The sequence below is a fragment of the Streptomyces sp. NPDC026206 genome, from assembly GCF_040638465.1.
GTDB lineage: Bacteria > Actinomycetota > Actinomycetes > Streptomycetales > Streptomycetaceae > Streptomyces.
Window position 1 is genome coordinate 28,515 of sequence record NZ_JBEZYL010000023.1, and the last position, 13,134, is coordinate 41,648.

Genomic DNA, 13,134 nt, shown 5'->3' on the forward strand with positions numbered 1-13,134 from the left:
GAGGGGCGGCTTGCCTTGGGTGACGAGATCGACGGCAGGGACGGCGGCGAGACCGGCCGGAGGTGGCCGGCACGGCGCCGGGTGCTCGCGAGGGGCGCGGCGGCCGGCGCCGTGGCGGCGTTCGGCTGGTCGCCGGCCTTCCGGGTGGAAGCACGCGCGGCGAGTTCCGGGCTGCCGCCGTCGTTCCCGCCAGGGATCCGGCTCGTGCGCCAAGCCTTCCGCAACTGGTCGGGCGAGGTCGCTTTCGACGCGGTGTGGACCGCCGTTCCCGCCGCGCCCTGTGAAGTTCTCGCGCTGGCCGACTGGGCGCGCGCCCACGGGTGGCGGCTGCGCGCGAAGGGTATGTGTCATACCTTTTCGCCGTTCCTCGCCCGTGCGCGCGAAGACACCGGGCGGCTCGTCCTGGTCGACACCACGGAGGGTCTGACCGCCGTCGAAGTGCACCCCGGTCCGCCGACGACGGTTACGGCGCAGGCCGGCGCCACCCTGCTCGCGATCCAGTCGGCCCTGGAGGCCGCCGGGCTTGGTCTGACCTGTGTTCCCGCCATCGGGGAGGTGACGGTCGGCGGGGTGCTGGCCATGGGCGGGCACGGTACGGGCGTCCCCTCGCCCGGCGCCGGCCGCGGCCCCGCCGGGCGAGCGGATTCCTCGACGCTGAGCGATGCGGTGGAGTCGCTCACGGCCGTCGTCTGGGACCCGGCAGCCGGGCGCCACGTCCTGCGGGCCTTCCACCGTTCGGAGCCGGACACCGCGGCGTTCCTCGTCCACCTCGGACGGGCCTTCGTCACCGAGGCCACCCTCCGGGTGCGGCCGAACGTACGCCTGCGCTGCCGCAGTTCCTTCGATGTGCCCGTGGACGAACTCTTCGGCCCGCCGGGCAGCGGGCCGCGCACCCTGGACCACTGGCTGCGACGGGCCGGGCGGGTCGAGGCGCTGTGGCTCCCCTACACCGAGCGGCCGTGGCTGAAGGTGTGGACCGAAGAGCCGGAGAGGCCCCCCGCCTCCCGTGAGATCCACTCGCCGTACCCCTACCCCTTCTACGACACGTTCCCCGAGGAGGCCTCGCGCCTCGCCCGGGAGGTCACGGGCGGGGCCGCGGCGGTGACCCCGCTCTTCACCGGCGCCCTGGAGCAGTGGATCCGGCTGGGCCTGACCGCGACGGCCAGCTGGGACCTGTGGGGCTGGTCGAAGAACACCTTGCTCTACCTGAGGGCCACCACCGTGCGGCCGGCGTTCGCGGGATGGGCGGTGCTGTGTGCGCGGGGTGACGCGCAGCGCGTGCTGCACGACTTCTGGTCGCGGCTCCGTCAGGGGCTCGCGACGCACCGGGCGCGGGGTGAGTATCCGCTCAACGGGCCCTTCGATGTGCGGATCACCGCCACGGACACCGCGGCCCCGGACGGCCCGCTCCTGTCCGCCGCCTGCCCCCGGAGCGACCACCCGGAATGGGACACCGTCGTCTGGCTGAACACCACGGCCTTTCCGGGAACGCCGGGAGCGGACTCGTTCCACCACGACCTGGAGCAGTGGATGCTGAGCCACTTCACCGGTTGGGCCGCGGTCCGCCCCGAATGGTCCAAGGGCTGGGCATACGGAGCCGGCGGGGCCTGGACGGAGGGATCCGTCCTCACCGGTGCGTGGCCCCGGGCCTTCCGGGCCGGGCGCGGGACGGGCCCCGGCTGGGACGAGGCGGTCGCCGTCCTCGAACGCCACGATCCGGCGCGCGTCTTCCGCGGACCGTTCCACGACAGCCTGTTCCCGTCCGCGTCGACCGGCCCGTGACTTCCGGTGTGCGAGCCGGGGTTGCCGAGGCGTTCTCCTGCCCGTGACCGGGGAGCGGATGTGCTCAGGTGACCGGTTTCGGCTCGGCGCTCGCGCGTGCGTCGAAGTCCTCCCGTGCGGCCAGGATGTGACCGACGTGAGAGAGCGCCCGTTCGCCGATGGTCACGGTCAGCAGTCCGGCTTCGTGTCCGACGGGGTGAGGCGAGGCCGTACTCGACGCGTGGTGGCACGCGTGGTGTGGCGGCCCGCCCGCATGCGCGGCGTACATCCCCGGGTTACCGGGCCTTCTTCCCGGTCCTGTGCCCTGTCGGCTGGGGCGTGTGGTTCGGGAAGTGCCGTATGAGCTCGATCATGACCGCCCGGGCGGCGGGAGAGGCCCAGCGCCTGCGGTGGCGTGCCAGCTGTACGGGCACGTCGGGGATCGGCGGCCCTGTCACGACGGCCAGGCGGCCCTCGCGCAGGGCGTCCTCGACGGTGACGCGCGGCAGCAGGGTGAGGCCGAGCCCGGCCGCGACGCAGGACCGGGCGGCCTCGATGCTGCCGAAGCGGGTCAGCCGTGGTCGCGTGCCCGGGAACGAGAGGAGGCGGTGGGCGAGCCGGTCGCTGTAGGAGCAGCCCTGCTCGTGGAGGAAGAACGCCTCCTGCGCGAGTTCCTCCCACGTGACCGGCCGTGTCCGGTGGGCGAAGGGATGGTCGGGGGCGCAGACGAGCACCAGTGGTTCGTACCCGAGGTGTTCGGCGTCGATGTCGCGGAGGCCGACTTCCTCCTCGAGCAGCAGCGCGATGTCGAGCCGGCCCGTGCGCAGGCCGTCCACTGCCTCGGCGGTTCCTACGGGGGACAGGTCGACCTCGAGACCTGGGTGGCGCCGGCGCAGGGAGGCGATGACGCCGGGCAGACGCGCCGAGCACAGCGTCTCGCCCGCGCCGACGACGACCCGTCCGGCGGGCGGTCCTTCGGCGGCGGCCGCCGCGCGCAACCGTGACTCCGCTTCCAGCACCTTCTCGGCCTCCTGGAGCAGGCGCCTGCCTGCCTCGGTGATCGCCGCGCCACGGGGAAGCCGGTCGAAGAGCCGGGCGCCCAGTTCCTTCTCCAGGGCCTGCATCTGTGCGGTGACCGTCGACTGGGCGAGGTGCAGCTCGGTGGCGGCAGCGGTGAAGCTCTCGGTTCTGGCCACTGTGGTGAAGGTGCTCAGGAGTCGGGTGTCCACATGGCCGAGCATAGCCATGCCATCGATGTCTCCGATGGACATCCTCGGAATCCATCGCTTGTCCAGATGTCCGGGGGCGGGCAGACTGAGACCCATGAACACCGAGACCGTTACCGGAACTTCCGTCGAGATCCTGCGCTACGCGGCTTTCACCTCCGACCCGGCGGGCGGGAACCCCGCGGGTGTCGTCCTCGACGCCGCCCCGCTCGACGAGGCGGAGATGCTGGCCGTCGCCGCCGGCGTGGGCTACTCCGAGACTGCTTTTATCACCGCCGGCGACGAGGCGTCGCGCCGTTTCCGGCTGCGTTTCTTCAGCCCTCTGGCGGAGGTCGCGTTCTGTGGTCACGCCACCGTCGCAACCGCGGTGGCTCTCGCTGAGCGCCTCGGCCCCGGCGAGATGATGTTCGACACGCCCGTAGGGGAAATCCGGGTGGCGACAGCCGTCGACGGGGCGGGCGCGGTCCGGGCCACCCTTACCAGTGCGCCCACACGCTCCCGCCCGGCCGAGGACGCCGAACTGGACGCGGCACTCGCCGCCCTGGGCTGGGCACGCGAGGACCTGGACCCCTCGCTGCCGCCCCACGTCGCCTTCGGTGGGAATGAGCACCTCGTCGTGGCTGCCGGCTCCCGCGCGCGGCTGGCCGACCTCACCTACGACTTCGACGCCCTGGCCGACGTCATGCGGTCGCACGGCTGGACCACCGTGCAACTGGTGTGGCGGGAGAACGAGCTGCTCTTCCACGCACGCGACCCCTTCCCGGTGGGCGGCGTCGTGGAAGACCCGGCCACGGGGGCGGCGGCCGCTGCCCTGGGCGGCTACCTGCGGACGATCGGCCAGGTCCGCCGGGCGGCGATCAGCATCAGGCAGGGCGAGGACATGGGCCGTCCCAGTGACCTGCTCATCGACGTGGACCCGGCCGACGCGCGGGTCCGCGTGACCGGACAGGCGGTAGTCATGCCCTGACGTGGAGGAGAGGCCCGACGAGCGCGATCACCATCTCCGCAGCAGGGCCCCCGCTCCCCGCAGGACTCCGCCCCTGCGGGACACCGAACGCGTCCGAGCAGGCCGGCAGCGCCAGGCCCAGGTCCAGCACCTGGCCCGGGTGCCGTCGAGGCGGGGCCGTGGCCCCGCTGTCCTGCGGCCGGGCGGGCGCCCGATCGTGCCTGGTGCCGCGTCTTCGGCCACCGGCTTCGCGCCACGGTCGCCCGGTTCAGTGGTTCTCCGGCACCGCCCGCAGTGAGACGGCGTCGGGGCCGGTGGGGACAGGGTGGTGCCCCGCAGCCAGGAGGCGCCGACCGCGTGCAGGCCGACCGCCGTCCAGGCGGACGGCAGGTATGCCGGCCACCGAGACGCGGCGACTTCCCGGCGCTGTTCGGGTGAGAGGCAACGCCCCGTCCGAGGTGCGCCACCGGTCCCCGGGCAGTGGCGGGGGCGATGACCCGGGGAAGGCCCGGCGGTCCGGTCCCCGCTGAGGGGAACCGGGCCGCCGGGCGGGGGAATCAGGCTGAGCGGCGCCGACGGCGCAGGTGGAGGGCCGCCGCGCCCGATGCCGTCAGGGCGGCAGCGCCGGAGGCGGCGGGGAGCCAGGGGCGGGAAGGGGCGGTCGCGGCCTGGTCCTCGGCGAGGGCGTAGCCGCCGGCGAGGCCCTTGCGGTCGTAGGCCGAGCCGGGGAGCTTGTCGCCGTAGCGCTTGGTCACGAGCTGCTGGTACGCGGCGAGGGTGACGCGCGGCTTGCCCTGGAGGGCCGTGCCCGCCTCCTTGTTGAGCGGTTCGACGGAGCCGCTGCCGGTCAGCCGGTACCAGGCGTGGATCTGCGGTTCCATGAAGGTCTGCGCCTGGTCCGTGCCGCGCTCGGCGGCGCTGACGTCCGCGTCGCCGTCGCGGATGCCGGCCAGCTGCCAGGCCTGGCCGCCGTCACCCTTACCCGGGGCGAGCAGAACGGCGGCCTGGTGGCCGTTGGCGGCCGAGACGCGGGAGGCGAGGTAGGACAGCCGCAGGGCCGACCCGGCGGTGGGCTTGGTCTTGCCGGTGACGAACCCGGGCGCGAGCTCGTAGAGCGGGACCGGCTTCTTGAGGTCGAAGCCCGGCGCGGCGGCGGGTGCCTGCGCGAGGCCGCGCGGGGCGCCGGCCGTGCCGCCGTCCGCGCCGCCGGCCGGGGCCCGGTGCTCGGCGGCCGTCAGGAAGCGGGAGACGGTGTCGTGGACCTGGCCGGAGCGCAGCACCTGCTGAGCGGCGGCATAGTCGGACGCGGCGGGGGCGGTGGGGGTGTCGGCGGCCTGCGCGGGAACGGTTCCGCAGAGGGTGACGACGGCGGCTGCCGCGAACAGGGTGGCGGCGCGTCTGGTCGTACGGTGCATGGTGGGTCGTCTCCTCTAGCCGTGGATGCCGATGCGCGTGTGGGTCCACCGGAAGGAGTTGTTTCCGGCGTAGGCGGAGTAGTTCCACCAGGTGTAGGTCTGCGTGCTGGGCCAGGGGTCGCCGACCGCGACCATGTTGCTGGTGCTGTCGTAGCCGTAGATGACGTTCATGTGGCCGCCGCCGGAGGTCCAGCCGATGCGGACGGCGAACGGCCGTCCGTTCGCGATCTCGGTCTGAGTCTCGCTGAAGGAGGCGTTGCGGTACAGGTCGCTGCCGCTGTTGCGGAAACCCATGTGGGAGAGGGCGTTGGCCATGTCGCCCAGGGTCGCGGGCCGGTTGTTGCAGTCCAGCTGGCTGCCCTGGGCGGCCAGGCGGCAGAAGTCGTACTGGTTGTAGCCGGTGTAGCCCCAGTAGTTGGCGATGGTCAGGCCGGAGGCGTCCCAGCACCACTGGTCGCGGACCTGCTTCTGCATGCCGATGTTCAGGGCCGTCCACCCGGAGGGCCGCGTGGAGCCGCACGCCGGCAGTCCTGCGGTGTCCTCCCGGATGAACGCGTCGGCGACGTAGAACGCGCCGGACCAGATCCACCGGGAGTTGTTCTCGACGACGTCGCCGGTCGTACGGCAGACCATCGGGATGTGGTCCCCGACCGGGGAGCTTCCCGTGATGTTGGAGGACAGGGACGGCAGGGAACGCTGATTGACGGTACTGAAGTTGCCCTGCCCGCCGACGACCGTGCCGGTCACGGCAGCCTGGGCCTGAGGGGCGGAGCCCAGGAGGAGTCCGCCGGACAGGACGGCGGCCATGGCCGTGGACAGGAGAGTCTTTCTGCGGCCCGGTATACGGGCCGGCAAACGGAATCTGCGCATGGGGGGTTCCTTTGTCGGTCAGGTGGTCAGGCGTTGCGGCGGGCGCGGCGGCGCCGCAGCCGGAACGCGAGGGGTACGCCGACGGCGGCGATCGCCAGGGCGGTGACGCCGAGAGTCACCGCGCCGGGCACCGATCCGCCGTCGGATTCGGATTCGGATTCGCCTTCGGCGGCCGTGGCCGTCGCTGTGGCCGTCGCCGAAGGCACGGCGGAGGACGCACGCGAGGGGGCGGGCGGTCCGGCCGGCGCACCCGTGGGGCCCGCCGGGGACGCCGCGGTCACCTCGGCCCGGTACTCGGTGCGGCCGAGCGCCGGGAATGCCGTCTGGGCCGTGATGGTCCAGCGGCCGGCGGGCAGCGCCTCGGCGGTGGTGAAGGTTCCGGGCTCGCCGGGTACCGGTACGAACCGCCAGGGGCCGAGCGTGGTGCCGTCGGCCGAGGTGGCGGTGAGGGTGCCTGCGACTTTCTCGTTCACGGGGTGGCCGTCGTCCTCCCAGGTCGCCCTGGTGGTGGGGTGGCCCGCGGACACGCCCGTGACGGTCAGATGGATGGTGTCGCCGTGGGCGTGTGCCGTGGCCACGGGCCCCAGGACGAGCAGCCCCGCGAGAGTGGCGGCCGCTGCCGTGAAGCGGCGATCGGGCATGAGGGGGTGGCTCCGGTGTGAGTGGGGAGGGTGGCCGGGGTCCGCGTGGGACGGCCCCGGCCACCGGGGTGGTTCAGGAGGCCTTCTGCAGGGTCCAGGCCTGGTAGCCGGAGCTGCCGGTGCTCTCAGGGTTCTGGAGTTCGAGCAGCCAGGCCCCGTAGTACGGCCGTTTGCCGACGCCCAGGACGAGGGAGCTGCTCCGTGCCGTGAGGCGCAGGGCGTCGCCCGATCTGGCCAGCTGCCACTGCTGGGCGGCGCTGCCGGAGCAGGGCTGCTGGGCGACCCACTGACCGGGGCTCGGGTCCCCGCCGATCTGCAGGCACTTGCCGGACGCGGCCGAGCGCAGCCGCACGCTGCCGCCGCCCGCATCGTCCAGGTACCACTGCTGAAGCGTGAGGCTGTTGGGCTGGTTGCCGACCAGGACGGTGCCGTCCGCGGTCTTGCCGCCCCAGATCTCGGCCGCCAGTCCGGTGTGCCCGTTGGTCAGCGTGTACCGCGCACCGGGCTTGGTGGTGGTGCTGCCGACGGGCGGAGTGTGGAACGACACTGCCCGGCCCGGCTTGGAGTCCCGTCCGGCCTGGTCGCGGACCGCGACGGTGACGGTGTAGTCGGTGTCGGGCCGCAGGTTGTGGATCCGCGCCGAATTCGGTTGGACCCATGCCAGATGGCTGCCGTTGAGAAGCAGCTGGTACCAGGCCGCGGAGCTGGCCGCCGGCCAGCTGAGCACGGCCGAGTCGGACGTCAGCTGTCCGACGACAGGGACGGGACCCGACGACGGCCCGGTGCTGCCGGTCGGCTTCGGGGTCGGGGTGGGGGTCGGGGTGGGGCTCGGACCGGGGTCCGGCCGGGTGCCGTTGCCGCTCATCAGGAACTGGTTGTTCGCGACGTTCCAGTGGGTCGCCAGGTAACTGCCCGGCTGTGGACTGGTGTTGTAGTAGTCGTCGTGCTTGCAGTCCAGCCGCTCGTCGTGGCCGCGTTCGGTGCAGACGTTGCGCATGGTGGGGTAGTACGGCGCGTCCGAGTAGCACATGACGTCCCACTCGTCGGTGCAGTGCGCGGCGCGGCTGCTGTTCGGAGCACTGTTGTTCACCGCTCCGAGGTTGTGCCCGAGCTCGTGCGCGGCGGTGGATCCGCCCCAGCACCCGGCGTCCGTACGGCCGTAGGAGGGGCCGAAGTTGCTGAGGTTGCTGGGGCCGGGGCGCTCGTCACCGTTGAAGGTTCCGATGCCGCAGTAGACCTTGGCGTCCGCGAAGATCATGTACTTGCGGTCGCGCCGGTCGAAGCCCTTCGCCGCGAGCGCCGAGTTCGTCGCACTGAACTCGGCCAGTGCCGAGTCCGGCACCTCCACGCTCAGCACGGACGGCGTGCAGTCGGCACCGGTCACGAACCGGATGTGCCGTACGCCGCCGGTCTCCTGCGCGCTGGCGAAGTAGATGGTGTCGGCGTCGGCGGCCCACTTGCGGAACGAGGCCAGGTACTCGGCGTACCGGTCGTTGCCGGGGCCGTGCACGTACACGACCTGTACGCGGTTGCCGGTGGCGCCGTCACCGTCGCACTGCACCGCCTGACCGGCCGGCGCCGCCTTCCCGCCCGCGGGGCCCGGCGTGGGGGCGGCGGGCGGTGTCCTGGCCGCGGCGGTGCCTGCCTGGCGGGCGTCGACGGAGGCCGTGGTGCCGGCGGACGGCTGCCCCTGGGACGGCTTCCCGGCGCCGGGGCTGCTCGGTGTCCCGGCCGTGTCCTGTGTCTTCGCGGCGGGCGGCGTGTCCTTGGTGATGTCCACGCCCTTGGGCGGCTTGTCGGGGCCGTGCGTGCAACGACCGTCGGCGGTCCGCAGGACGCCTGCACAGCGGTCGTCCTTGGGCGCGGGGCTCAGTCCTTTGTAGACCAAGCCGCGTGCGCGGTCGTCGTCGGGTATTCGGGTCACCGGCTCGGGTGCCCTGTCGTGCGCGGGGGCCGGCGCCGGGCCGTCGGCCGCCGCCTGCGCGGTGGCGACCTGAGGCCTGGAGGACTCGTGGTCGAAGACGCCGCCGAGCGCTGCCGTGCCGGCGAGCGCTCCGGCTGTGACGGCGACCGCCGCGATGAGCATGCCGCGTTTTCGTCTTCGTTGCTGAACCTGTCTTCTGCGACCGGACAAAGCCACACCTCATTTCCGTGGGGGAGTTGTGGGTGGCGGGAAGTGTGCCAGAACAAACGGGCCGTCAGACAGGGTTGTTTGGTGCGGAGAATTTGGGTGCATGATTCAAGGGAGCGTGCGGGATCGGCATGGGGTGTGGGCCAAGTCGCCCTCATATCAGGCCGATTGCAGGCATCACTACTGAAGGTCTATTCCAATGTCCTGCCATGTCAAGGGCGTTGCCTTAATGAGATCGTTATCACGGAGCGAAAGGCTCCACTTGTGTGCAATTGCACAGCGTGGTGGCGCTATCACCCTTGATCACCTTCCTGGCGAATCCTTTGAGGTGGCACCAAGGGAGGCTTATGGAACAGGCGATGACACCTTGCACGTACGCGATTACGGGCGGCAATTACGCGCGGATTGCGCGCGGCTATTGCGGGCGGCGCTAGTGGACGGTCGGAAGCGCGTCGAGGCGCACCACCCGGTAAGGCGGCCCGGGGCCGAGGCGTCAGCAGCGCCCGGCGGAAGAAACGGCCTGCGTCTACCGGGCGGAGGGCGAGGTGAGGAAGCGGCCGATCTCGCGCGCCACGGTCCCTGGTTCGTCCAGCATCGACAGCACGTATGCGCCGGGCACCTCGGCGTATCGTCCTGCGGGCATCAGCTCGGCGAGCCGGCGGCCGTGCTCGGGCGGCATCACGCGGTTGTCGGGCGACCACAGGACGAGCGTGTCCCCGGTGAACCGGCGCAGCGCCTCGGTGTCGCGGATGAGTTCCTTCTTGTCGAACTGCCCACGGCAGTACGCCCGCAGATCACGCCGCACGGCGGGGTCGTGCAGGAGGGGTTCGGTCCAGCGACGGGCGAGATCGTCCGGCACCGGCCGCCGGGCCATCTGCCCGAAGAGCATGGGCAGCCGGCGGAGCCGGCCGATGCGCAGCTGGCGGGCGGCGAGCTGGAGTCCCCCCGGCAGGCGGACGGCAAGGGTCACCATCTTGCCGGGTAGCCCGGGCGGGAAGTTGTCGAACGCCTCGCACGGGAGGATCACCTGCCGGGCGACGCGCTGGTCCAGGCCGTGGGCGGTGAGGAACAGCCCTCCGCCCCAGTCGGTGTGCACCAGGGTGACGGCGTCGAGGCCGAGTGCGTCGAGGAAGTCGGCCACCAGGCGGACCTGTCCGCGCAGGGTGAGGTCGGCGCCCGGCTTCATCGGCCGGCGATGGGCTCCGAGCGGCAGGACGGGGCGCAGATACGTGAACCCTTGGGGGAGGAGCGGCAGCACACGGTCCCACAGTGTGTGGTCCATCAGCAGGCCGTGGAGCAGGACGACCGGTGGCCCCGATCCGGTCGTGTCGTATTCGATGACACCGGCCGGTAACTCGACGTGCCTCACGACAGCCTCCCGAGAGGGTGGTGGTGAATCCGTTCTCCGCGCCCAGTGAACCACTACCGGGCAGACGGGCGTGGTGCCAGGTGGCCTTTCGCGTCGGGTCGCCTCCGCGCCCCGGCGGCAGCCCGGCGCAGTCGCCGGGCTCGGATCAGAAGCACACTTGCAGGACCCGCTCCGCATCCGCAGTCATTCACTCGAAGCGCGTCGCGAGAGAGCCCGGCTTCCCACCGCAATGGCGAGCGCGACGACGATCAGGATCGCCGCGACTGCGAACGTGCCCCGCATGCCGGTGGCAACGGCCTCGGAACGCGCCGTTGCGACGTCGCTCGTCGCCGATGCGAGCGCGAACACAGCGCCCATGACGGAGGTACCGGTGATAAGCCCGAGATTGCGCGACAGGTTGAGCATGCCCGAAGTGACGCCTCGCTGATCCGGGCGGACATCTGTCATGACGGCGGTGTTGTTGGCCGTCTGGAACACCGCATAGCCGGCGGTGATGACCACGATGGGGGCGATGTAGCCGGAGATGCCGAGCGTCGCCGGCGTCATGGACAGAATCAAGGAACCGGCCGCCATTCCGACGAGCCCGACGATGGTCATGCGTGGTGCGCCGAAACGGTCCGCAATGCGACCGGCCGGCACACCGGTCAGCGCAGCGACAAGCGGACCGGCCGACAGAGCGAGTCCGACAAGAGCATCGTCGAGCCCGAGCGTACGGGAGAGATAGAACGGCCCGACCACCAGCGTCGCCATCATCACCGTCGAGACGAGCGTGCTCATGGCGAGGCTCGCACTCAGCGCTGGATCGCGGAACATGGCCAATCGGACCAAGGGTGCGGCTGCTCTCGCCTCGGCGCGCAGGAAGAGGCCGACTCCGAAGGCCGCAGCCAACAGCAGAGCCGTGTTGAGCGAACCGAAACTGCCGCGCCCGATGGTCATGGCCAGTGCGTAGGCCGCGAGTGTCAGAGCGAGCAGCAGTGTGCCCACATGGTCGAAGCCGGCCCGGTCGGTCTTCGGCTCCCGCCGGTCGACGGGCAGATAGCGGTACGCGAGAAGAAGAGTCAGGATACCCAGCGGTGCGTTGACGAGGAAGATGGCCCGCCAACCGGGTCCGGAGATCAGAGCGCCGCCCAGCGACGGACCGAGAGCGGTGCCGATCGCGGACATCGTTCCGAGCAGTCCCATGGCCCTACCGGTCCTCGCCTTCGGAACCGTCTCCCCGACGAAGGCCATGGTGAGGGCCATCATGACGGCCGCTCCGAGGCCCTGCGCCCCCCGGGCGGCAATCAGCAGCCAGAGCGTGGGCGCGACGCCGCACAGGACCGAGGCCACCGTGAACAGGAGGACTCCGGCCAGGAGCAGCCGTCGGCGGCCGATGACGTCACCGAGCCGTCCGACGCTGACGATCAGGGTGGTGATGGCGAGGAGATAAGCCAGGACGATCCACTGGACTTCCTGGAAAGAGGCGGTGAACGCCTGTGCCAGCGTCGGCAAGCCGACGTTGGCGATGCTGGTGCCGAGCGAGGACAGCAGCATGGACAGCGACAGACCGGCGAGCGCCCACCGGACCGAAGGTGTCCGCCCCACACTTTCGGCCGCTTCGGCCGCAGCCTCATTCCGTCCTGCGCTGATTGACTTCAACATGAACTCCGCTCTCGGTGACTCCGGAAGCCCGGCCGTCAGGTGACGGCGGGCAGGGCAGGGCAGGGCAAGGCAGGACAGGACGGGGCAGGGCAGGACGGGGCAGGGCAACCGGACGTGCCCTGCCCTCTGCGAGCGCGGGCCGGTTACGGCTCGCGCACGCCGATCCCCTTGTGCGGCACGGTCACCGTGCCGGGCGCACGCCCGTGAAGACCGTGGTGGCGGAGAGAAGGAAGGCGTCGGGCCGCCGCAGGATGCCCTCGGGTGCCCCGGGATCGAGCAGCACGTCGAGTGTCCTGCGGTCCTCCATGTCCATGGACTCGCTCACCGCCTCCCGCAGCCGGGTCAGATGGGCGTGCAGGAAGGCGCGCGCCGTCCCGCCCAGAGGCGCGGGCAGGTCGAGGAGGGAAGCGAAGCTGCCGACGCCGGTGAGCCCGGCGCGGCTGAGCATCGCGGGCCAGTCCTCGACCACGGTGGTGCTGCCGGGCAGCTCGGCTCGCATGATCTCGAACCACTGCTCATGGGCGGTGTCGAGCCGGGTCTGGAGGCCCGGCCTGCCGATGCCGATGTCGCGCGGGAGGAAGCGCATCGGCAGGCCGCCCTCCGCCACGGCGAGCAGCCCACCGGGCCGCAGCACACCGGCGAGCGCGTTCAACGCGCCCTGCTGATCGCCGAGGTGATGCACGGCCTTGCTGCTCCAGACCAGATCCGCCGTGCCGAGGCCGTCTCCCCCGTCTTCCCCGTGTTCGTCACCGCCGTCCAGGCCCTCGGGCAGCTTCGCGTGCCGGACGGCCACCCTGCCGCCGAGGCCGAGCCGCTCGGCGCGAGCCAGGGCCCGGTCCAGCAGTCCGGGCGTGCCGTCCACGGCGACCACCTCGGCGTCCGCGAAGGCCTCGGCGAACACGCAGGTCATCACGCCCGGCCCGCTGCCGATGTCGAGGATGCGCCGGACCTCGCGCTCCGGGGCGAGCAGCTCCCCCAGGCGGGCCGCCGTCCGGCGCAGGACCGGGAGCTGCAGTTCACCGCTGCTCTCCAGCTGAGTGGCCAGGACGTCCCAGTCGACGTCGGTGTGGTGGTGTCCGTGTCCGGAATCGTTGTGTGGGCTCATGCCGAGGAGCGTGCCGCTGCCGGCCGGCG

The 13,134-nt window shown here is 71.8% G+C and carries 10 protein-coding genes; 2 read left to right on the top strand and 8 right to left on the bottom strand.

Annotated features, from left to right (window positions below; translation table 11 throughout):
- The first annotated feature begins 15 nt into the window (after positions 1-15).
- Positions 16-1,782 carry a cholesterol oxidase substrate-binding domain-containing protein gene (locus AB0F13_RS25195; protein WP_362086558.1) on the top strand — a complete coding sequence of 589 codons (1,767 nt, stop codon included), beginning with the start codon at positions 16-18 and terminating at the stop codon, positions 1,780-1,782.
- A gap of 275 nt (positions 1,783-2,057) precedes the next feature.
- Here the strand turns inward: AB0F13_RS25195 and AB0F13_RS25200 are convergent, their stop codons facing one another.
- Positions 2,058-2,990 carry a LysR family transcriptional regulator gene (locus AB0F13_RS25200; RefSeq protein ID WP_362086561.1) on the bottom strand — a complete coding sequence of 311 codons (933 nt, stop codon included), beginning with the start codon at positions 2,988-2,990 and terminating at the stop codon, positions 2,058-2,060.
- Between the two features lie 94 nt (positions 2,991-3,084).
- Between AB0F13_RS25200 and AB0F13_RS25205 the strand changes: the two genes are divergently transcribed.
- Entirely contained in the window at positions 3,085-3,954 is an 870-nt protein-coding gene (locus AB0F13_RS25205; RefSeq protein WP_362086564.1) for a PhzF family phenazine biosynthesis isomerase, read from the top strand.
- 536 nt (positions 3,955-4,490) lie between these two features.
- On the opposite strand, the gene AB0F13_RS25210 is transcribed toward AB0F13_RS25205, so the two are convergent.
- From AB0F13_RS25210 to AB0F13_RS25240, 7 genes are all read right to left on the bottom strand, one after another.
- Positions 4,491-5,348: a hypothetical protein gene (locus AB0F13_RS25210; RefSeq protein ID WP_362086567.1), complete on the bottom strand. Its 858-nt coding sequence runs from the start codon at positions 5,346-5,348 to the stop codon at positions 4,491-4,493.
- A gap of 15 nt (positions 5,349-5,363) precedes the next feature.
- Positions 5,364-6,218: a papain-like cysteine protease family protein gene (locus tag AB0F13_RS25215; RefSeq protein ID WP_362086570.1), complete on the bottom strand. Its 855-nt coding sequence runs from the start codon at positions 6,216-6,218 to the stop codon at positions 5,364-5,366.
- A gap of 26 nt (positions 6,219-6,244) precedes the next feature.
- Positions 6,245-6,859 carry a hypothetical protein gene (locus tag AB0F13_RS25220; protein WP_362086573.1) on the bottom strand — a complete coding sequence of 205 codons (615 nt, stop codon included), beginning with the start codon at positions 6,857-6,859 and terminating at the stop codon, positions 6,245-6,247.
- Positions 6,860-6,932: 73 nt separating this feature from the next.
- The gene (locus tag AB0F13_RS25225; protein WP_362086576.1) at positions 6,933-8,945 is read right to left on the bottom strand and encodes an RICIN domain-containing protein; all 2,013 of its coding nucleotides are present in this window, start codon (positions 8,943-8,945) and stop codon (positions 6,933-6,935) included.
- A 571-nt stretch (positions 8,946-9,516) separates the two neighbouring features.
- Entirely contained in the window at positions 9,517-10,359 is an 843-nt protein-coding gene (locus AB0F13_RS25230; RefSeq protein WP_362086579.1) for an alpha/beta hydrolase, read from the bottom strand.
- Between the two features lie 183 nt (positions 10,360-10,542).
- Complete coding sequence (locus AB0F13_RS25235) at positions 10,543-12,000, bottom strand: MFS transporter (protein WP_362086582.1); 1,458 nt, start codon at positions 11,998-12,000, stop codon at positions 10,543-10,545.
- A 181-nt stretch (positions 12,001-12,181) separates the two neighbouring features.
- A complete protein-coding gene (locus AB0F13_RS25240; RefSeq protein WP_362086584.1) occupies positions 12,182-13,105 on the bottom strand; it encodes a class I SAM-dependent methyltransferase in 924 nt (307 codons plus the stop codon).
- Between the last annotated feature and the right edge of the window lie 29 nt (positions 13,106-13,134).